Below are 19,980 nucleotides of genomic sequence, written 5' to 3'. Positions count from 1 at the left end.
CCCTACAGGGACTGTGACAATGAAAAACAAATGGCTTGATTTTAACGATGCCCAAGAGCAGGGCACGACACAGAAACGGGATGCAGAAGACGTTAAGCGTCGTATTCAGGAACGAATGCCTGAGTACCTGGCCTGGTTGTTTCCCAATGGCAAAAAACGAGGCCAGAAGTTTGTGCTGGGAAACGTTCAGGGCAAGAAGGGCAAGAGCCTGGAAGTGGAGCTGGGCAGTGGACTTTGGCACGACTTTGAAAGCGGCGAAGGTGGTGACATTATCAGTCTAACCTCTGCACACCAGAATCTGGATGCTCAAAGGGACTTTCCCGAAATCATTCAACTGATGGCGAGCTGGCTGGGTATGCCGTCGTTCACTCCACCAGCTCATACTAATCATCAGGAAGAGTATGAAGACTTGGGTCATCACACAGGCAAGTGGGACTACCATGACCTTGAGGGCAACCTGATCGCCTGTGTTTACCGGTACGATACGCCAGAGGGTAAAGAGTTTCGACCTTGGGACGTAAAGACCCGCAAAACCAGAGCTCCCAACCCCAGGCCACTCTACAACCAGCCAGGTATCAAGGTAGCGGACGAAGTACTGCTGGTGGAAGGCGAGAAAGCAGCACAGGCTTTGATTGAAAGTGGCTATTGTGCCACCACTGCAATGAACGGTGCCAAGGCCCCGACGGATAAAACGGACTGGTCACCTCTCACAGGCAAGCGTGTCATACTCTGGCCTGATAATGACGAAGCCGGGCTGGAATATGCTTTCAGTGCGGCTAAAGCTATCGATGATGTCGGAGCTTTGTCTGTAGTGATTCTGAAACCACCGGCAGATAAACCTGAGAAATGGGATTCCGCAGATGCCGTTCAGGAAGGCTTTGATATTGATCACTGGATGGCCACAACCGAGCGGAAGACAATCAAATCGGCAGGCTTGCAACTGTCAGACTGGAGTGCGCTCCGTTACAAAGGTGTAGCCCCTGAGCAGCACTACCTGATTGAAGGCTCTTTTCCATTAGGTGTTGTCTCAATCCTTGCGGCTATGGGAGACACAGGTAAGGGAATGCTCACACTCAAGCTCGCACTGGAAATTGCCTGTGGTGAAGACCTGACGGTCGAGGTGTTTGGTGGCAAGGTCTTACAACATGGAACAGCTGTTGTTTTCACCTCTGAGGATGATCAGGCAGAAGTACATCGTCGTCTGCAAAAACTAGACCCGACAGACTTGCGACTGAAATCTCCTGAGAAACTCTTCATCATTCCATTACCTAATGCAGGTGGCCCATTCCCCATGGTCAGGGAAACTCCGGAAGGGCCAAGAACGACATCAGAGTTTACCCAGGTAGTCCGCCAGCTTCAGGCCATTGAAGATCTCAAGCTGGTGGTCTTCGATCCCTTATCCTCTTTTGTTCATGCCGATGTGAACGCTGACCCTGCAGTGGGTAGTTACCTGACGGGGCTGTTGGCGAACCTGGCCAGTGAAACGGGTGCCACTGTGATTGTGGTTCACCATATGCGCAAACCACCAGGACAGAAACCCATCGATAGTGCAGAACAGGCCAGGGATGCCATTAGAGGCAGCAGTGCGCTGGTGGATGGTGTTCGTATGGCTTATGCCCTCTGGCCTGCACAGGATCAGATCGTGCAGCAAACTTGTCAGACACTGAACCTGATCCCCGAGCCGAGAAGTTTTTACCAGGGAGCGGTGGTGAAATCCAATGGCCCGGCGGATCGGACAATCCGTACCTATAAACGCAACAGTATTGGATTGTTGGAAGATTTAACCAGAAGGCTCACGGGAGCTGCCTCATCCGACTATGAGCTGCTGGTTTCACTTTCAGGTGCCATCAGGGAAGCAGCCAGTCGTGGACATCCTTATACGCATACCGGCGGTAATGGAATCTATAAACAGCGTCATCGTTTACCCGAAGTTTTTCACCCCATGACTCGAGGCCGATTGGAATACTTGGTTCAAGAGCTTCTGAATGAGCGACCACCAAGAGTGGTAAAAGGTGTTGCTGAAGGCTCCCGTGAGCATAAGTGGTTGGACTCCCCCTTTGGACCCTTCGCTCTTGGTAAAGGACAGTTCGGCAAAGGAGCCGATTTTCCTTCCCGGGAAAGCTAACCAGCTTCTTGGGAAGCAAATGCAAAGATGACCTGAAACTGAGGGTATCTAATTGAAAAACAATGAAAATCTGCTTCCCAAACTTTGCTGTAATCGTCGTATAAAAAAAGGTGGTCGACTTTCGGCTATCTCGGATTCAAGTGATTGAAAAGTAACAATAAAAGTGATTTTTCCGATTGTAGGAAATGCTTCCCAAAAAAACAGAAATTCTTGGGAATTCCCAAGCATTTTGGGAATAGAGTCGACTGTAAGAACAGCGTCTAATTGCTTGAAAATCATATCAAAATGGGAATCAGCCAGAGTGAAAATGCTTCCCGAAAAGTCCGGGAACGGGAAGCAGATGGGAACGGTTAACTGATTGAAAAATAATAAAAAACTGCTTCCCGGGAACGCCTTACTTATAAATAAGTAAGGGGGGGGGAATATAAAGATTCCCCCCCTTACTGAAGTGTTGAAGCAATTGCAGAAGCCAGGGAGGAAACATGTACACAACTGATGAATTGGGACATTGTTATCGGGAAGCCTGGCTGGTGGCACGACGAGTGTCGTCAGGTATTAATCTCCGGTACTCCGCTTTCTGGCCGGAGATCAATCCCAACCGCTGGGAAGTTTATCAAGGGGAAAACAAAATCCTGAGACTGCCTGAGCCCTCGGAAGACGAAGTGGATCGCATGGTGAAGTGTATGCGCTGGTTGCGATGGGTCAGCGAGGAGGAACGCAAGCTGATCTGGCTTCGTGCTTCGGGATTGCCCTGGCGAGTGATTGCTGACGACCTCGGGGTGAATCGAAAAACAGCCTATGGGCACTGGTGCAAGGCCATAAACCGGATTTCTATCCACATTTTACAAAAAAATTCAGGGTAATTTGAACCGTGTAGAGTGTTTAAAGAGGTGTTTGTCTGTCGTTGTCGCTTAAAGTCCGTATATGGAGGATTGGACACTTTCGCCAAATTTGACAAGAATTAACGCTAAGCTCGAAGCGAAGTGCACCTGAACCTCACACCTCCCCGGTCTGAGGTTTTTTTACGTCTGGAAATCACGGAAGAACCATGTCCAGAATCCTTGTCGAAGCCATAGAACATCGCACCGTCGCCACCCTGGTGCCCTACGCCAACAATGCCCGGACTCACTCCGATGAGCAGGTGGACCAGATTGCCCGGTCAATCGAGGAGTTCGGGTTTGTCAATCCGGTGCTGGTGGGCAGTGACGATGTTATCGTAGCCGGTCATGGTCGTTTGATGGCGGCGAAGCAGCTGGGCATGGAAACTGTGCCGGTGATTGTGCTGGGGCACTTGAGTGAAACCCAGCGCCGAGCGCTGATCATAGCCGACAACCAGATCACGGCCAACTCAGGCTGGGACGAAGAACTGCTCAAGCAGGAACTGGCAGAACTGGATGCTCTGGATTTTGACCTGGATCTGATGGGCTTTTCCGATGAGGAGTTGGAAGGTCTGTTGCTGGTGGACGAGCCTGAAGGGCAGACCGATGATGATGAAATTCCTGAACCGGAAGAGCATCCCGTCAGCCAGCTGGGTGATGTCTGGATTTTGGGAAGCCATCGGGTGCTGTGCGGCAGTGCTACCGAACAGGCCGATGTGGAAACCCTGATGGCAGGCCAGCTGGCGGATATGGTGTTCACCGATCCACCTTACAACGTTGACTACGCTAACCCTGGGAAAAACACCCAAGCCAAAAAAGATCGCCGTATCAAAAACGATAATCTCGGCTCTGAGTTCCACGCTTTCCTGCTGGCCGCCATGACCAACCTGCTCGGGGTCTGCAAGGGGGCGATTTATATCTGCATGTCGTCGTCTGAGCTGGATACGCTCCAGAAAGCTTTCCGGGAAGCCGGTGGCAAGTGGTCCACGTTTATCATCTGGGCCAAGAATACTTTCACCCTGGGTCGTTCCGATTATCAGCGACAGTATGAGCCAATCCTCTACGGCTGGAAGGAAGGCAACGAACATTTCTGGTGTGGTGCCAGAGATCAGGGGGATGTCTGGTTCTACAGCAAGCCTGCTAGAAACGACCTGCATCCCACCATGAAACCTGTGGAGCTGGTAGAGCGAGCTGTTCGCAACTCTTCCAAGACTCATGACATCGTACTCGATCTGTTTGGCGGCTCCGGCTCTACGCTGATCGCCTGCGAGAAGTCACACCGCAGTGCCCGGCTGACTGAGCTGGACCCCAAGTATGTGGACGTGATCGTGCGCCGATGGGAGGAGTACACAGGCAAGGAAGCCTATCTTGAATCCAATCATCTGACCTTTGAACAAACCAGAAAAGAAAGACATGGAAGAACTTTCAAGGCGACTGGATCAGATTGATTCCAAGCTCGACAAACTGAGCGATGCCGTTTCCCGTTTGTCCATGATCGAGGAACGAATCACTCACCAGACCAACAACCTCACCCGTCAGGATGAACGCCTGGACGAGCAGGAGAAACGCATCCGAAAACTGGAGTTTCAGGCCAGTCGCCGGGGTGTGATGCTGGGCTATATCGAACGCTTCGGTTGGATCGTGCTGACCGCTGCTATTGGCCTGTTGGCTTACTTTCTTAAAACATAAACTCAGGGGATGAGTAATGGGCAAGCGTAAGGAAACCAATTACATCGTCGTTCATTGCTCGGACACCCGAGCTAACCAACACGTTACTTTTGAAGACATCAAACGCTGGCACACCATGGAACGGGCCTTTCTGGATATTGGTTATCATTGGGTGATTGAGCGTGACGGTTCAGTAAAGCAAGGTCGCCCTCTTGAAGACTGGGGTGCTCATGTCAAATACCACAACCATGAGAGTGTGGGCATCTGTCTGGTGGGTGGCCTGAATGAGCACAATGAGCCGGAAGATAACTTCACCACGGATCAGAAACGAATGCTGAAGCTTCTGGTGGCTGGCCATCAAGCTATTTATCTAAACGCTGTCGTTCATGGTCATCATCACTTTAGCAAGGTGAAGACCTGTCCTAACTTTGATGTACACCGCTGGCTCAGACAGGAAGGACTGCTGGGAGGCAAACGGTGAGTCTGGTGGCTGCCATCCCGGTGATCGGGAAGGTCATCGACAAGCTTTTTCCTGATGCGAACAAAGCCAGGGAAGCCAGAGCGGAACTGAGCAAGATGCTGCTCAACGGTGAGCTGAATGAACTGGAGCAAAAGGCTGGCGTTGTTAAAGCCGAAGCTCAGGGTGAAAGCTGGCTGCAAAGGAACTGGAGACCCATGGTGATGCTGGTCTTTACGGCATTAGTCGTGTGTCGCTGGATGGGTTGGTCAGCACCAAATCTTACTGAGGCAGTGGAACTGAAACTGTTCAATATTATTCAGCTGGGTATTGGCGGATACATTGCCAGCCGTGGGCTGGAGAAGGTGACAAGAACATGGAAAGGCTGAGACTTAATTTAAGCTGCTCTGAGCGTTTCTTTTTAAATACAGGGAGCGTCTCGGGATCGAAGAGAACGCTTGATAAGTGTCTTCTGACGGCTGTTCCGGGGTCCCTGGGAGGCGTCTTCTAGTGCGGGTATGCATCAGCGCGGAATAGCGCCAGCGACAGAGCGAAAATCGGGGTTGACACTCAGGTTGACAGATTGGGCTTCAGCCCAGTAATGGCGGGGCTTTCCGGTGTCAACCAGCCAGGGATTTTGTCAACCAAACTGTCAGCCTTTGCGGCCAGGGTTGTCAACCTGGTTGACAGATCTGAGGTGCCACTAAAACTTGAGTTCAATGGCCAGTAGAATGGAGCAATAGCGACCGTCAGCCAGCCGCCTTGCAATTCGGGAGCGGGTGCTCATGCGATCTCTCCCTGAAAGAGCGCTTCCAGCCCGGCGGTGATCCGGTAAATGCGATCCTTGCCTTCAGGCTTCTCCGATTCAATGGTCAGCCCCAGTCGTTTTTTCAGGGCTCCGGCCAGGGTGCCGCGAACAGTGTGCTGCTGCCATCCGGTCTCGCGCATGATTTCGTGGATTTCCACGCCTTCGGGTCGGCTCAGCAGCTCAATTACCCTGTGGAGTTTGGTGCCAGTGCGGATCTTGCCTTTCTGGGCAGGTTGGTCATCTATCGGGAGGCCGATGGCTGTCTTGCCCTGGGGGCTGATGTCGTAGTTGTCAGCCTTTTTCATGGGGATCAGAAAGCCTTTGCTGGTCAGACTGTCCAGCACTTTCTTCCGGGCACCACCCTTCAAGGTGAGTGCGGAGGTATGGAGGGTTCCTGTCTTAGCGGCCTGCTTCAGAACAGTCTCTTGGGTAGCAGTGAGTTTTGTCGTTTTCATGGTGCTTCTCCTTTTGGGGTTATTGTTTTTGGCCTTGTTTCAGGCCCAATTGATAAGCCTGTTCCAAAGCCTTTTTGACTTGCCAGACGGCGACTTCCTCGAAGTCTTCCGAGGTGTTTCGGGTTTTGAGGGTGTCCATTAGCAGGGTCTTTTGGGCGATGGTTTCCAGGGCTTGCTCAGTCTTCTTATTCATGGCCTGTTTCCTTTTTGATGCTTGTTTGCGTTATGTACAGTAAGGCTCCATAACCGGTGGTTATCAAGGAAAAAACTATTAATAATCAATGGGTTGTCGAAAAAGGAGGGCGCATCCGGCCAAGGCGGGACAGGGGGGGTTATACAGATCGCTATGACACTCATCTCGCAATCGGAATTCGCCAAACGTCAAGGCTGGAGCCGCCAATATGTGGCCAAATTGGTCAAGTCCGGCAAGATTCGCCTGCACAAGGGCAAGGTCAATCCGGATGAGGCCCTGAAGGCGATCCAGGCCCAGGCTGAGCCCTCGACTGTGCTGAGAAAACCTGCTTCCCGAGATACCCTGCCAGTCGCCCCCACTGATTCAAGACAGGCAGTGGATTTCGTTACTGCTCGCACCATGCGGGAAGCCTTCAGAGCCAAGATGGCGAAGATGGAGTATGAGGAAAAGGCCGGAAAACTCACCGAAGCCAGCAAAGTTCGAGAAGATGCTTACCGGGCGGGAAGAATGCTGAGGGATGCTTTGTTAGGCATCCCGGATCGACAGGCGGATGTCCTGGCGGCAGAAACCGATCCTCGCAAAGTACGACAGCTGTTGATGGATGAACTGGAAGCAATCCTTTCTGAGCTGAGTGGCCAATGACTTCACCTTATCTGGATGGTTTTTTTGCAGGTCTGAAACCTGACACACGACTGACCGTTTCAGAGTGGGCCGATGAATACCGCATTCTGCCCATGAAAGCGGCCAAAGAGGCCGGACGCTGGCGAACCGCTCGGACGCCTTACCTCAAAGAAATTATGGATTGTCTGTCACCCTCTTCGGATGTGGAACGTGTCGTTTTTATGAAAGGTGCACAGGTCGGTGGCACTGAGTGTGGCAATAATTGGCTGGGCTATGTGATCCATCATACGCCCGGTCCCATGATGTATGTGCTGCCGACGTTGGATATGGCCAAGAGAACCTCCAAGCAGCGCATAGCGCCGATGATTGAAGAGATGCCGATTTTGCGGGAGCGGGTGAAAGACCCTCGTTCCCGGGATTCTGGCAATACTCAAATGGTGAAGGAGTTTCCTAACGGTGTGCTGATCATCACCGGAGCCAACTCCGCCACAGGGTTGCGCTCCATGCCTGCCCGTTTTCTTTTTCTGGATGAAATAGATGCTTATGAAGATGATGTGGATGGGGAAGGCAGTCCTATTAATCTGGCCATTAAACGGACGGCGACGTTTTCCCGTAATCGAAAAATCCTGATGGTGTCGACACCCAATATTGCCGGGGCCAGCAAGGTTGAATCGGCCTATCAGGCCAGCGACCAGCGGCAATACTACGTGCCTTGTTTGAACTGTGGGCACATGCAGCCTATTGAGTGGCAGCAAATAAAGTTTGAAAACCAGAACCCGGAAACGGCTTGTTTTGAATGCATCCAGTGTCAGCACCAAATGCAGGAACATGACAAACCCAAATTACTGGAGAATGGGCAGTGGGAGCCTCAGAATCCAGAGAGTGACGGCAAAATCCGGGGCTACCATCTGAATTCACTTTACAGCCCTAATGGCTGGTACAGCTGGAAAGACGCGGTGACGGATTTTCTGGCGGCTAAAGATGATCCGGTGCTCTTGAAAGACTGGACCAATACCGTGTTGGGCCAGACCTGGCAGGAAGCCGGAGAAACCGTCGATTACGAATTACTTTACCAGCGTCGTGAGCACTATGTTGCTGAAGTACCTTGGCCAGTAGAAGTGCTGACCTGCGGTATCGATGTTCAAGATGACCGGGTGGAGTATGAAGTAGTGGGCTGGGGTGCCGGTGAAGAGAGCTGGTCTATTGATTACATCCGGCTCTATGGCGATCTGAGTCGCCCGGAAATCTGGAAGATTCTGGCAGATAAACTGAGGACGACTTATCGGCGGCAGGATGGGGTATTGATGAACCTCGCCCAGATTTGTATGGACTCCGGTGGTCACTTTACCGATGAGGTGTATGCCTTTTCCCGTAAGAAGGGGGCCGACTGGTTGATTCCGATCAAGGGCGCATCCCAGTCTGGCAAACCCATCGCTACCTTCCCGAAAACTCGCAACAAGAAAGGTGTCTACCTGACTCTGGTGGGTACTGACACGGCCAAAGAACTGATCTATCAGCGTTACCGAATTCTGGAGCCAGGCGCAGGTTACTGCCACTGGCCGGTGAAGGACAGCTTTGATGAAGATTACTTCAAGCAGGCTACGGCAGAAGAAAAGGTGCGCAAATACAAACACGGGGTCGCTTACTTTGAATGGGATGCCCGCAAAAAGCGGAATGAAGCTCTGGACTGTCGGGTTTATGCCCTGACTGCGGTGCGTATTCTGCAGCAACACCGTGGATTGGATCTGGAGCAGTTGGCTGCTCAACGTCCTGAGCCAGAAATTAGGGTAGAAGCGTCTGAACCAGACGCTCTGACTCAAGCCCGATCCCGACGATTTTCTCGCAGCAGCTACCTGAATGGATAACGCATGATCACAGAAGCTGAATATAAGGCTTTGAAACGAGCCGTGTTACTGAGAGAAACCCGCACCGTAGAATTTGAAGGTCGCAAGGTGGAATACGCCAGCTTCTCTGAAATGGAAAGACGACTGCAGGCTATCGAACGGGAATTGATTAAACAACAGAAGCGGCCTAAACAGTTTGGTATCTATTCATCGAAAGGCATCTGATTTCACCGCCAGAAGTTGGCAATCAATGTCAGTATCAGACTGACCAGGATCATTGATGTGATCGGGATATAGATTCGAGTATTTTCTTTTTCGATCCGGATATCACCGGGTAGATGTCCAAACCAATTCAGCAGGCCCGGAGCAAAGTGCATTAACAGGCCTGCAGCAAGAACAACAAGTCCAATCAGTATCAGTGTTTTAGCCATGTTATTGACTCCCTACTCAGAAGGAGCCTAGCCTGTGTTCGCATGGATGCGCCAGCAATGGCGGGAAAAAAGAGCGTTTAAAAACCTGGCCTATACCTCCGCAGGTCAGGGGCGAAGAAGCCAGAGTTGGATTGCGCCTTCTACCGGCCCCAATAATTCACTGACCGGAAATCTTGGAACCCTGATCAACCGCTCTCGGGCTGCGATTCGTAATGATCCCTGGGCCGCTTCCGGGCTGGAAAAGCTGGTCGCTAATATTGTCGGCACCGGCATCAAGCCCAAGTCAGAAGCCCGGGATGATGCTTTTCGTAAGGAACTTCAGGCCCTGTTTCTGGACTGGACCGATGAGTCCGATGCCGATGGCCAGCTCGATTTTTATGGCCAGCAGGCTCTGGCCATGCGGTCGGTATTGGAAGCTGGAGAGTGCTTTGTTCGCTTCCGTCCCCGCAAACCCGGCGATGGTTTGAGCGTGCCGCTGCAGCTGCAATTGCTGGAAGCGGAGTTTGTCCCCTGGGATTACAACGATGAACTGAAAAAGGGCCACAAGATCCGGGCCGGTATCGAGTTTAATGCCATCGGGCAGCGTGTCGCTTACTGGATGCACAAGCAGCATCCTTCGGATTACACCACACTGGATACTGCCGACCTGCGACGGGTGCCTGCCGATCAGGTGTTGCATCTTTATGAACCGCTGCGGCCAGGTCAGCTGCGTGGGCAACCTTTGTTGAGCCAGGTACTGCTTAGAATGTATCACCTGGACAAATTCGATGATGCCACGCTGCTTCGTCAGGAAATCGCCAACCTGTTCACCGGCTTTATCACCAAACCGGCTCCGGAAACAGAAAGGGTCGATCCGCTGACTGGTCGGCCCATTGTCTATGACCTGCAAGGTGTTCCTATGGTAGCGATGGAACCGGGCACCATGCAGGAGCTATCACCGGGTGAGGAGATTACGTTTAACACACCACCAGGAGCGGCCAGCAATTACCCGGACTTTATACGTCAACAATTAATGGCGGTATCAGCGGGTATTGGTCTGCCTTATGAGATCCTGTCCGGCGATATGAAAGGCGTCAGTGACCGGGCTTTACGGGTGGTGCTTAATGAGTTCCGCCGTCGTATTCAACAGATCCAGCATAATTTGATGGTATTCCAACTTTGTCGCCCGGTCTGGAAGCGATGGCTGGAACTGGCCGTGCTCAATGGGGCTATCTCAGCCCCGGACTTTCATCGAAACCCAACGCACTATCGCAAGGTGAAATGGATTCCCCAGGGCTGGGCTTATATTCATCCAGTCCAGGATGTGCAGTCCCAGAATCTGGCAGTCCGTAGTGGTTTCAAATCTCGTTCAGAAGTGGTCTCTGAACAAGGCTACGACAGCGAACAAATTGACGATGAGATCGCAGCAGATAACCAGCGAGCCGATGAGCTGGAGCTGCAATACGACAGTGATGCCAGAGCGCAGGAAACAAACAACACCATCATGGAAGAGGGACCAGAAAACGATGAACAAAAAACCGCTCAATAAGAACCGGGCCTGGTTCACGTTGAAAAATCAGTCAGGCCAACCAGCGGAGTTGCTGATTTATGATGTGATTGGCGATTGGGCAGGACTCTCTGCTCGGCAGCTGGTCAGCAGCCTGAAAGATCTGGACACGGATGACATTACCGTTCGGATCAACAGCCCCGGTGGCTCAGTGTTTGATGGAGTCGCCATTTACAATGCTCTGCGTTACCACAAGGCTAACATCCATGTCCGGATTGAAGGGCTGGCGGCCAGTATCGCCAGTGTCATTGCTATGGCAGGCGACACGGTTCATATGGCTGAAAATGCCTTGCTAATGATTCACAATCCTTTCGGCTGGGTCGGAGGTGATGCCGGTGAGCTGCGCAAAATGGCGGATATGTTGGACAAAACCACCGAGGTGATTGCCCAGACCTACTGCAATCGCTGTGAATTAGATCTGAAAGCCATGCTGAAACTGATGGACGAGGAGACCTGGTTCACCGCCACTGAAGCCCAAGGCCATGGCCTGATTGATGAAGTGGAAGCACCGGTGAAAATGGCAGCTCATTTTGATCTTTCCAGCTTTATGCATCCACCTCAGCCCGCAAACTCTGAATCTGAAAATGGGGATAAAGGGGCTCATGCCCTGGCAGTAATGACCCTGTGTAATCAGGCCGGTTACCCGGAAATGGCAGAAGCTTTTGTCCGCCAGCAACAGGGGATCGAAGACGTCAAAGCGCGTCTGGCGGAATGTGAAACGATCAAATCCCTGTGTGCAGCAGCGCATTGTGAAGATCGAGCCGGACAGTTTATCCAGTCTGGCAAGACAGAAGCTCAGGTGCGTAACGAACTGTTTGATCTGCTCTTGCAGGATGATGACAGCATCAATAACCAGCTGACACCCGATCAGCAGGACAAAAAAATCCAGCCTCTGGTGGATACCCATGCCGTTTACCGCAAGCGTAACGGTCAATCGGCAGCCTGAAACCACTCACCCTTTCTTAACTTTCCCTTTCTTACTCAAAGGAACTGAACCATGCCTGTGATGACAGAGCCGGTGCATGCTGGCGAATTTATTGTGTCCGAAGGAAACAACAGCATCAGCCGTGAGCGGGTCGAACTGGCTCCGGATCTGGCGCTACTACCCGGCACCATTCTTGGCAAGAATACCTCTACAGATGTTTATGGCCCTATTGATCCGGCAGCTGTCACAGGTTTGCAAATGGCGGCTGGAGTGCTTTGGGATCACGTCACCACTGATGCCACAGGCGGGGAGGGCGTCATCATTGCCCGACTGGCAGAAGTGGATCAGGAGTTACTGGTCTGGCCGGAAGGCATCACTGACGAAGAAAAAACGACGGCGGTTGAGGAGCTGTCGTCACTGGATATCATTCTCAGGACAGGAGAACAGGGATGAACTTGCTGGATATTTTTAACAACGATGCCTTCAGTCTGACCAGTCTGACTGCAACTCTGAACGATATGCCCTATAAGCCGGGGCGTATCGGTGAACTGGGGTTGTTTACTGAAAGTGGCATTAACACCACCACGGCCATTGTGGAGTCAAGGAATGGTGAGCTGATCCTGCTGCCCACTTCCGAGCGCGGTGCTCCGGCTGCCCAGGCTCGCGGAGGCAAGCGGAAAGTACGCAGTTTTGTGATTCCTCATATCCCCTATGACTCTACCATCATTGCTGATGAGGTGCGCAATGTACGAGCCTTTGGTTCTGAGAGTGCTTTGGAAGGGGTGAAAACGGTGGTTAATGATCGACTGTCGTCTATGAATGCCAATCATGAAGTGACCCTGGAGCACTTGCGACTGGGAGCCATCAAGGGGCAGATTCTCGATGCCGATGGCTCCAGTGTTATTTACGACCTGTTTCAGGAATTCGGTGTCACCCAGCAAACCCATACCTTTAAATTCAGTGCGGCTGAAACGGATATCCGGTTAGAGTGTGTGGCTCTTCGCAGGAAGGTAGACACGGCTCTGGGCGCTCAGCCCTACACGGGATTAAGGGCCTTCTGTGGTGCGGATTTTTATGATGCTCTGGTCGGACACGACTACGTCAAAGATGCCTACCATCGCTATCAGGACAGCGCTTTACTGCGCAATGATCCCAAGACCGGATTCCGGTTCGGTGATATCGATTGGGAAGAGTATCGTGGGCAGGTAGGCGATATTCCATTCATCCAACCGGATGAAGCCTATGTAATCCCGGAAGGCACCGGCATCTTCCGCACCTGGTTTGCCCCAGCGGACTTTATCGAAACCGTGAATACCATTGGTCTGCCTCGGTACGCGAAACAGAAGATTCTCGACTTCGATAAGGGCGTGCAGGTCCATACCCAGTCCAACCCACTCCCCATCTGTCTTAAGCCAAGAGCCGTGATCAAATGCAAGATGAGCTAAGTGATCTGAAACGGCAGTTACTGGCTACCTTTGGAGAGGCTGTCACACTGAAAAAGTCAGATGACAGTAGGCTGGAAGTGACAGGCATTCTGACTCGGGAGCTGGTGCCTACCGGTCCTTATGAACAGGTGTTGCAAGAGGTCACCACATTGGCATTGGCCACGGATGTAAAAGTTAGTCGAGGTGATGAGGTGATCTCTGCAGCTCAACAATGGACCATTGACCGGAAACTGAAAGGCGATGGTCAGATGAACTGGTGGTCACTCCATGAAGCTGGAGCTTGAGCTGGATGACAGCATTGATGAGCTGATCCGTTTCTTCCAACACACTCCGGAAACTCTCCAGCTCGCTATACGAAGATCATTAAGGAAGTTATCCCGGTTTGCTGAACGACGAACCCTGAGAGCATTAGCCCGAGAGCAAGGCATTACTCAAAAGAAGCTGAAAGAGCTGGGCCGGGTCAAGGTTAATCTCCTGCAACCGGGTGAGCGAGGGAGTGAAGGCTACAGTCTGGTGATCTGGATTGGTGCCTGGGATATACCGGCTCATTATCTGGGCAAACCAAGACAGACGAAACAAGGCGTCAGAACCGGCAAGCATTTCTGGGAAGGGGCTTTTTTAATGCAGCCGGTCAATGCTACACATCCTATGGTCTTCAGGCGAAAAGCCAGCTGGCGGCATAAATACCAGCGCTCCAAAAAATCCGGTCGCATGATGTGGATGGGCTTGCCCCTGGAAAAGCAGACCTTACCGATTCTGAACAGTGCCATTCAGGTACTGGAAAAGCTTGAGCCCGTTTTACTGGAGCGGTTTACCACCCTGGTGCAACAGGAACTGAATTTCATCATCAACGGAGCCGGTCATGCTTAACCCAGAACAACAACTGGTTAGCCTTTTGGTAGGTGTTCTGGAGACAGTGTGTAATCAGGTATTGTTGGGCTATGCTGCCACCGGCATTGAACAGGGTCTGAAGCCGCCAGCCTTACTGGTGCAACTGGAATCAATCAGTGAGTTACAACAACAGGGCAGCCGTCGTAAAGATCAATGGCTTTTTAATCTCAGCGCTGTGGTGCCGACCAATGAACGGGCAACTTATGCCTTGCTGGAGCTCTCCAGAACGATTCGCCAAGCCCTGAGCAATGATAAAGCCCTGTCAGAACATTGCCGCAAGCTGACCATCTCTGAAACCCAGTTTGATATTGCTCCCAGTCAGGGACAATTGTCCTTTGCAGATATCACCCTAACCCTCGAAACCGTCTTTTAAATCCTCTTCAAGGAAGGAAAATTCTATGTCTACTATCGACCGCAGCTTTATCGGCGCAGGCAGTATCCATATTCAACCCTACGACAAATCCGCACCACTCTTGCCCATCGGCAATGTCAGTGAGTTTAACTTCAGCTTTGAAGAAGATCGTAAAGAGTTGAAAAACTATCTGGGCGGTGGTGGCAATCGCAATGTTATCAGCCGAGTGTCGGGTATTACTGCCAACCTGGTAGCCCATGATTTCACTGCCAGTAATATCTCCCTGGCACTTCGAGGCAGTGTTACTGAGGCTGCGATCACCCCGGTGACTGATGAAACGCAAGAAACCTATGGTGTGGCAGGTGAATTGATTCCTTTCGGGCATTTACCTGATTTGGATCAGACCATTACGGTAAAAGACAGTCTGGATACCGTATTGGTAGAAGGTGATGACTACCAACTGATGAAATCTGGCATTCAGGTCATTGAAGGTGGAGGTATTGATGACCAGGGCATCAAGGTTAGTTACACCCCTCTCAAGGCCAGTATGGTGCAAGCGCTGGTTGAGTCCGGGCGTGAGTTTACCCTGTTTATGGAAGGGTTGAATGATGCTCAGGAAGGCTTGCCCTTCAATATCCGGGTGCATCGGGTGAAGTTCTCGCCGGTGCAAAATTTGGGCTTTATCTCGGATGACTTCGCCAGCATTCCCTTGCAAGTGGATGTGCTGGCGGATACGTCGATTTCAGGCAATGGGCTGAGTGCGTTTATGCAGTTGGATCTGGCCGGGTAAGGGAGGATGCTTATGGGCGTCGTTTTCTTAAGGTCTTATAGACAGCGTCCTTGTCTCGCTTGCCGATGGCTAATACATAGACAACAATCTCCTTATCAATAACTTCATATGTCAAGCGATATCCAGCTGTCCGTAGTTTGATTTTGTATACGTTGTCGTAGCCTTTCAGTTTGGCCGAGGGAACATGGGGGTTCTCCAGACGCTCTGCCAGTTTTTTCTTAAACTGGTTACGCAATGGAGAGGCCAGCTTGTTCCATTCTTTCATAGCTGCCGGAAGGAACTTGAGCTTATAAGTCATCCAGATTCACTTCCACAGCCTGATCCAGGTCTTTACGACGTTCCTCAACCAGTCTGGATAACTCCTGGTCATCCAGGGCATCCATTAACCATTCAAAGGTCTCTGCCGGAATCAGATAAGCCGTTGGCTTATTGTGATTAAGGATTGCTATAGGTGAACCGTCTGACTGGGCCAGCAGTGCTGTCGGGTTTTTCTTGAGCTCTGAAATACTGGCCGAGCAATCTGCTAATACCTGTCTCATGATAAATGTACCTTATTTGGTTCTAAAAGCAGGTCTTATATTAGATCATTTTTGTTCTAACTGTTAACTTTATTGCGTTTGACTCAGGGAGTGGACTATGTCTACCATCAAGGAATCCGCCCTTCGGCTGGTACTAAAAGCCAAAGACTCCCTATCCAAAACCGTCCTCCAGTCAGCAACCTCCCTCGAGTCCCTCCGCAAAGAAGCCCAAACCCTCAAACAAAAACTGTTTGATTTGCAGAAGCAAGATCGTCTTCTGTCGTCTTTCCAAAAACAGACAGCAGCCGTTCGAGATACAGGCAAATCATACCGGGAAGCGGAAGCCAGGGTAGAGAAACTGGCCAGGGAGTTTCAACAGACTGAGAAGCCTTCCCGATCCCTTCAGCGTTCCCTGGAGTCGGCTCGTAAGTCCGTGGTCTCAGCCAGTCGAGCTTATCAGGCTCAGCGCCAGAAACTGTCAGGGTTACGCAGCAGTCTGGAGCAGGCAGGTCTTTCCAATCGAAACCTGTCTGTTCAGCAGCAGCGTTTGCAAAAGGAGCTGAAAGAGACGGCTTCTGCTTTGCAGAAATTGGATGCCAAAGCCAAGAGTTCCACTCACTCCTTCAAACGTTCCGGCTTCAGACAGTTAGCCCGAGATGCAGATCGGGCATCTGGTAGTATGGGGCGTTTGTCGCAGCGGTTGGGCGCTCTGGTGGCGGCCAGTGTTGGCTTATATACCATCAAACGGGCCATTCAGGGACTGCTTGCAACGGGGGATCAGTTTGAGCGCTTGCGGGTACAGCTCAATTCTGTGATGGGCTCGGTGGCTGAGGGTGAACGAGCCATTCAGTGGATCAAGCAGTTTACCCGTGAGACGCCTTATCAACTGGAGCAGGTGGCGGAGGCATTTGTACGACTGAAGGCGTTCGGTCTTGATCCCATGGACGGCAGTATGCAGGCCATGGTGGATCAGGCTTCCAAGCTGGGCGGTGGCATGGAGCGTCTGAATGGGATTTCCCTGGCGGTTGGGCAGGCCTGGGCCAAGCAGAAGTTGCAGGGCGAAGAGATTCTGCAACTGGTAGAGCGGGGTGTTCCGGTTTGGGAGTTGCTGGAAAAAGCCACTGGTAAAAATGTTCAGGAACTGCAGAAGCTCTCCACAGCGGGCAAACTGGGTCGGGATACCATTGCCCTGCTGATCGAGGAAATTGGCAAGAGCTCTGCCGGAGCTGCCGCTGAGAATATGTCCCTGTTGTCCGGTTACGTCAGCAACCTGAAAGACAGCTGGCAGAACTTTCTGGATGAAGTGGCCCAGAGTGGCGCATTGTCTTATACCAAGGATCAACTCAAAAGCCTTTCCGACCAGATCAGTATTATGTCTGAAGATGGTCGTTTGTCTCGATTGGCTCAGTCCATCAGCGATGCGTTTGTGCAGATGGGTGAAGCGATCAAAGCCAACTTTACCGGGCTGACGTTTGACGGTGTGGTGGCCAGTTTTCAATCTGCGAGTCAGCGTATTGCTTCTACTCTGGCCAGTCTCAACAATACCTTTACTCTGACGGGTAATGCTGTCCAGTTGTTGTTTAATGGCTTTACCCTGGCTGTTAAGTCTTTTGGTCTGGTGTTCAGTGAAGTTATCTCATCCGTTTCCGGGGGGATGGGCAGTCTGTTGAATGCATTAGGTGCGACAGAGTCGGCCCAAAAACTCCAGTCTTTTGGTGAGTCGCTGAAAGCGGTGTCAGCGGGTTTCAGGGAAGCGGTAAAAGAAGATGTGCAGGATATTAACAACAGCTGGCAGTCGCTGGGTGAAGCGATTGTTCAATCCAGCCAAAGTACCCAGCAAGCCATCCGTAATGAGAGCCAGAAAACGACAGCGTCCGTCGAGGAAGACGTTGTTAAACTTAACTCGGTCTACTTTGAATCCGGTCAAACTGCCAAGAAAGCCTTCAGCGATGCCGCCGATGCCCTGAAACAGATCAATGCTGCCGAAACCCGCACAGAGCTGGCTGATCTGGCCGTAAAACTGTCTCAAGCTTTCGCTGACGGTACCCTGACCCAAGAGCAATACAACGAAGCATTAGCGGCCAGCAGAGAGAAGCTGGCCGAGCTGGAAAACGGTGCCCGGTCTGCAGCAGGGGCTGCCCGGTCATTGGGTGATGCCGTGGATGAGGCCGGTGATAAACAGGCACAGGGGGCAGAACGTGCATCCGGCACACTCAATGGTTTAGTGGGTTTTTACAACAACATCACCTCCGAACTCTACGGTCTGAGCGCCCAGGCAGAAGACACTTTCCTCAACATGCAAGGCGCTACTCAGATCGATACCACTGACACCCTGGGTGAGCTGGGACAGCTGAAAGCAACACTGGCTGAAACCAAAGAGGAACTCCAGGCTCTGGCCACTGCCAATGTCGGACTGGATACCACCGGCATCGGACACTGGATGAAGGATACAGCGACCAATGCCGCTTCAGTAAGAGCTGAATTTTATGAGCAGAAGATCGCCCTGGAAGACCTGGTGCAGAGCTATGAAAACGGCTCTGTGTCGGCCCAACAGATGGCCAGCGATGGTCAGCACCTGGCTGAGAGTCTGAACCTGCTCGACCAGCAAGACCTGGATCGTTTGAATCAATCCATTGAGCAAGCCAACGACAGTATGCAACGGCTGTCAGACAGCACCCAAGGCACACTGGACAGCCTTCAGGATGAACTGGATCGCCTTCAGGGTAGGCAGGGCGATATCGAGCAACGTCGCTATGAAGCCCGAAAGAAAGACCTCGAGCTGGAGCTGGCCATCGCCAAACAGGACGGTGACTCACAGGCAGTGAGTAACCTGCAGAAAGCACTCACACTTAATCAGTCCATCCGGACCGAGAAGCAGCGCCAGTATGAGCTTCAGCAGCAAGAGAAAGTGCAAAAGCAAAGGGAGCAGCAAGCTCAACAGGAAAAATCACTCATTCAAAGCCCTCGGCAGCCCACCCAAAGTAGATCACCAGAGAAGGTCATTCGTCTGGAGTATCCGGGCGGCCAGGTGGATGTCGGCGTTAAGCCGGGTGATGAAAAACGACTGCTGGAAGCTCTGAAAAATGCCGGAATGAGGTCTGCCTGATGACACTGGATACCATCACACTGCCCGACGATTTGTTATGGATTAATGAGTTCGACTGGAACCCTGTGGAGCAGAGCCAGGATCGCAGCCTGACCGGAGGCCTGCTGGTTCAGGAGCAGTCAAAACAATCGGGTAGACCCATAGAGTTATCGGGAGGTTTGGACGCCGGTTGGGTAGATCGTTCAACAGTCGTTGAACTGCAGTCTCTCAGTGAATTAGCCAATAAAAGCATGCTTCTGAAACTTCCTGATGGGCGTCAATTTACTGTCATTTTTGACCGAACTAACGGTAGCCCAATTGAAGCAAGGCAGGTTCTACCTTCTGCATATCCTGATGACCATCATTTTTATCAGCTCTCTCTTCGATTATTGGTAGTTCAAGGCACATGAAATGGTTATCTCGACAACTATACTGTCAGAACTAGCAGAACAAGGAAGTCAGCTGATGGATATAAGGAAAACAGAGGGAAAGTCGGTTACATTTTCTGAACCCGAGAAGTCTGAAGCGCCTGAAAATGATGCTTCTTGGGAATCTCGAAAAGTTGAAAAAGCCTGCAAAAGAAAACCAGAAGAAACCAAACAAGAAGCTCCAGAGTCCAAAAAGAGTAACTTGCAGCCAACTGCAACATCTGTTTCAGATAAATCGTTGTTGGAAAGAGAACTGGAAGAAATCAACACTGCTTTAGCAGAGGCAAGGTTAAATCCTAATTCGGATGCAGACGAAGAAAGGGCTCGCGTTGATGTGAGGTGGTACAAATCAATTGTTAATCGGATGAAAGGTAAAGGGCTTTCTCTGGAATATTTATCCAATAAGAACTCAGAAGAGGTGATAACATTTTTGCTTGAAAATAAAGTTATCACGCAGACTACGTCCATGCGTATAAGAATGCAGGGAGTAGATTTGGAAGGGTCTCCGTACTGGTAATTG

The 19,980-nt window shown here is 51.4% G+C and carries 25 protein-coding genes; 20 read left to right on the top strand and 5 right to left on the bottom strand.

Translation table 11 applies throughout. The features are described from left to right. The first annotated feature begins 19 nt into the window (after positions 1-19). The 6 genes from ACOJUO_RS04220 to ACOJUO_RS04195 all read left to right on the top strand — a co-directional run bounded on the left by ACOJUO_RS04220 (position 20) and on the right by ACOJUO_RS04195 (position 5,517). On the top strand, positions 20-2,125 hold the full coding sequence (locus ACOJUO_RS04220; RefSeq protein ID WP_422139030.1) for an AAA family ATPase: 2,106 nt from the start codon (positions 20-22) through the stop codon (positions 2,123-2,125). Positions 2,126-2,607: 482 nt separating this feature from the next. Then, positions 2,608-2,988, top strand: a complete 381-nt coding sequence (locus ACOJUO_RS04215) for a DUF6362 family protein (protein ID WP_422139029.1) — start codon at positions 2,608-2,610, stop codon at positions 2,986-2,988. Between the two features lie 185 nt (positions 2,989-3,173). Further along, positions 3,174-4,451, top strand: a complete 1,278-nt coding sequence (locus ACOJUO_RS04210; RefSeq protein WP_422139028.1) for a site-specific DNA-methyltransferase — start codon at positions 3,174-3,176, stop codon at positions 4,449-4,451. Then, a complete protein-coding gene (locus tag ACOJUO_RS04205) occupies positions 4,417-4,692 on the top strand; it encodes a flagellin (RefSeq protein ID WP_257276409.1) in 276 nt (91 codons plus the stop codon). Before ACOJUO_RS04210 ends, ACOJUO_RS04205 begins: the two co-directional genes overlap by 35 nt. A 16-nt stretch (positions 4,693-4,708) precedes the next feature. After that, positions 4,709-5,152: an N-acetylmuramoyl-L-alanine amidase gene (locus ACOJUO_RS04200; protein WP_422139027.1), complete on the top strand. Its 444-nt coding sequence runs from the start codon at positions 4,709-4,711 to the stop codon at positions 5,150-5,152. Continuing rightward, positions 5,149-5,517, top strand: coding sequence for a 3TM-type holin (locus tag ACOJUO_RS04195; protein WP_422139026.1), 369 nt, complete (start codon positions 5,149-5,151; stop codon positions 5,515-5,517). Before ACOJUO_RS04200 ends, ACOJUO_RS04195 begins: the two co-directional genes overlap by 4 nt. Positions 5,518-5,911: 394 nt before the next feature. Here ACOJUO_RS04195 and ACOJUO_RS04190 read toward each other — a convergent pair whose 3' ends face one another. Continuing rightward, on the bottom strand, positions 5,912-6,391 hold the full coding sequence (locus tag ACOJUO_RS04190) for a DUF3489 domain-containing protein (protein WP_422139025.1): 480 nt from the start codon (positions 6,389-6,391) through the stop codon (positions 5,912-5,914). A 19-nt stretch (positions 6,392-6,410) separates the two neighbouring features. Next, positions 6,411-6,584, bottom strand: coding sequence for a DUF6900 domain-containing protein (locus tag ACOJUO_RS04185; RefSeq protein ID WP_422137678.1), 174 nt, complete (start codon positions 6,582-6,584; stop codon positions 6,411-6,413). Positions 6,585-6,737: 153 nt separating this feature from the next. Between ACOJUO_RS04185 and ACOJUO_RS04180 the strand changes: the two genes are divergently transcribed. Genes ACOJUO_RS04180 through ACOJUO_RS04170 form a run of 3 tightly spaced genes read left to right on the top strand, consistent with a single transcriptional unit; the run spans position 6,738 to position 9,274 of the window. Beyond that, positions 6,738-7,226, top strand: a complete 489-nt coding sequence (locus ACOJUO_RS04180) for a hypothetical protein (protein WP_422139024.1) — start codon at positions 6,738-6,740, stop codon at positions 7,224-7,226. Beyond that, a complete protein-coding gene (locus ACOJUO_RS04175) occupies positions 7,223-9,070 on the top strand; it encodes a phage terminase large subunit family protein (RefSeq protein WP_422139023.1) in 1,848 nt (615 codons plus the stop codon). Before ACOJUO_RS04180 ends, ACOJUO_RS04175 begins: the two co-directional genes overlap by 4 nt. A 3-nt stretch (positions 9,071-9,073) precedes the next feature. Continuing rightward, positions 9,074-9,274: a phage head-tail joining protein gene (locus ACOJUO_RS04170; RefSeq protein WP_422139022.1), complete on the top strand. Its 201-nt coding sequence runs from the start codon at positions 9,074-9,076 to the stop codon at positions 9,272-9,274. 2 nt (positions 9,275-9,276) lie between these two features. Here the strand turns inward: ACOJUO_RS04170 and ACOJUO_RS04165 are convergent, their stop codons facing one another. Further along, positions 9,277-9,480 (bottom strand): DUF2905 domain-containing protein, encoded by a 204-nt coding sequence (locus ACOJUO_RS04165; RefSeq protein ID WP_257291590.1) that lies wholly within the window; start codon positions 9,478-9,480, stop codon positions 9,277-9,279. Between the two features lie 34 nt (positions 9,481-9,514). Between ACOJUO_RS04165 and ACOJUO_RS04160 the strand changes: the two genes are divergently transcribed. From ACOJUO_RS04160 to ACOJUO_RS04125, 8 genes are read left to right on the top strand one after another with little or no spacing between them, the layout of a single operon-like run. Then, positions 9,515-11,008 (top strand): phage portal protein, encoded by a 1,494-nt coding sequence (locus ACOJUO_RS04160; protein ID WP_422139021.1) that lies wholly within the window; start codon positions 9,515-9,517, stop codon positions 11,006-11,008. Then, on the top strand, positions 10,986-11,972 hold the full coding sequence (locus tag ACOJUO_RS04155) for a head maturation protease, ClpP-related (RefSeq protein ID WP_422139020.1): 987 nt from the start codon (positions 10,986-10,988) through the stop codon (positions 11,970-11,972). Before ACOJUO_RS04160 ends, ACOJUO_RS04155 begins: the two co-directional genes overlap by 23 nt. 51 nt (positions 11,973-12,023) lie before the next feature. After that, the gene (locus ACOJUO_RS04150; RefSeq protein WP_422139019.1) at positions 12,024-12,404 is read left to right on the top strand and encodes a head decoration protein; all 381 of its coding nucleotides are present in this window, start codon (positions 12,024-12,026) and stop codon (positions 12,402-12,404) included. After that, positions 12,401-13,396 carry a major capsid protein gene (locus tag ACOJUO_RS04145; RefSeq protein ID WP_422139018.1) on the top strand — a complete coding sequence of 332 codons (996 nt, stop codon included), beginning with the start codon at positions 12,401-12,403 and terminating at the stop codon, positions 13,394-13,396. Before ACOJUO_RS04150 ends, ACOJUO_RS04145 begins: the two co-directional genes overlap by 4 nt. Further along, entirely contained in the window at positions 13,381-13,680 is a 300-nt protein-coding gene (locus ACOJUO_RS04140; RefSeq protein WP_422139017.1) for a hypothetical protein, read from the top strand. The genes ACOJUO_RS04145 and ACOJUO_RS04140 overlap by 16 nt, the downstream gene beginning before the upstream one ends. Then, the gene (locus ACOJUO_RS04135; protein WP_422137689.1) at positions 13,664-14,266 is read left to right on the top strand and encodes a hypothetical protein; all 603 of its coding nucleotides are present in this window, start codon (positions 13,664-13,666) and stop codon (positions 14,264-14,266) included. Before ACOJUO_RS04140 ends, ACOJUO_RS04135 begins: the two co-directional genes overlap by 17 nt. Beyond that, a complete protein-coding gene (locus ACOJUO_RS04130) occupies positions 14,259-14,660 on the top strand; it encodes a hypothetical protein (RefSeq protein ID WP_422139016.1) in 402 nt (133 codons plus the stop codon). Before ACOJUO_RS04135 ends, ACOJUO_RS04130 begins: the two co-directional genes overlap by 8 nt. Positions 14,661-14,685: 25 nt before the next feature. Continuing rightward, positions 14,686-15,429: a hypothetical protein gene (locus ACOJUO_RS04125; RefSeq protein ID WP_422139015.1), complete on the top strand. Its 744-nt coding sequence runs from the start codon at positions 14,686-14,688 to the stop codon at positions 15,427-15,429. 10 nt (positions 15,430-15,439) lie between these two features. Here the strand turns inward: ACOJUO_RS04125 and ACOJUO_RS04120 are convergent, their stop codons facing one another. Together ACOJUO_RS04120 and ACOJUO_RS04115 are read right to left on the bottom strand one after the other, a co-directional pair. Beyond that, the gene (locus tag ACOJUO_RS04120) at positions 15,440-15,727 is read right to left on the bottom strand and encodes a type II toxin-antitoxin system RelE family toxin (RefSeq protein WP_422139014.1); all 288 of its coding nucleotides are present in this window, start codon (positions 15,725-15,727) and stop codon (positions 15,440-15,442) included. Next, positions 15,717-15,968, bottom strand: a complete 252-nt coding sequence (locus ACOJUO_RS04115; RefSeq protein ID WP_422139013.1) for a type II toxin-antitoxin system Phd/YefM family antitoxin — start codon at positions 15,966-15,968, stop codon at positions 15,717-15,719. Before ACOJUO_RS04115 ends, ACOJUO_RS04120 begins: the two co-directional genes overlap by 11 nt. A gap of 97 nt (positions 15,969-16,065) precedes the next feature. On the opposite strand from ACOJUO_RS04115, the gene ACOJUO_RS04110 reads away from it, so the two are divergent. Genes ACOJUO_RS04110 through ACOJUO_RS04100 form a run of 3 tightly spaced genes read left to right on the top strand, consistent with a single transcriptional unit; the run spans position 16,066 to position 19,977 of the window. Beyond that, the gene (locus ACOJUO_RS04110) at positions 16,066-19,053 is read left to right on the top strand and encodes a tape measure protein (RefSeq protein WP_422139012.1); all 2,988 of its coding nucleotides are present in this window, start codon (positions 16,066-16,068) and stop codon (positions 19,051-19,053) included. Then, positions 19,053-19,442: a hypothetical protein gene (locus tag ACOJUO_RS04105; protein ID WP_422137693.1), complete on the top strand. Its 390-nt coding sequence runs from the start codon at positions 19,053-19,055 to the stop codon at positions 19,440-19,442. The genes ACOJUO_RS04110 and ACOJUO_RS04105 overlap by 1 nt, the downstream gene beginning before the upstream one ends. Positions 19,443-19,497: 55 nt before the next feature. Continuing rightward, complete coding sequence (locus ACOJUO_RS04100; RefSeq protein ID WP_422139011.1) at positions 19,498-19,977, top strand: hypothetical protein; 480 nt, start codon at positions 19,498-19,500, stop codon at positions 19,975-19,977. Positions 19,978-19,980 lie beyond the last annotated feature (3 nt).

Origin of the sequence: Endozoicomonas sp. ALC020, assembly GCF_049275935.1 — a bacterium.
Taxonomy (GTDB): domain Bacteria; phylum Pseudomonadota; class Gammaproteobacteria; order Pseudomonadales; family Endozoicomonadaceae; genus Endozoicomonas_A.
This window is presented reverse-complemented; position numbering and strand designations above follow the sequence as displayed.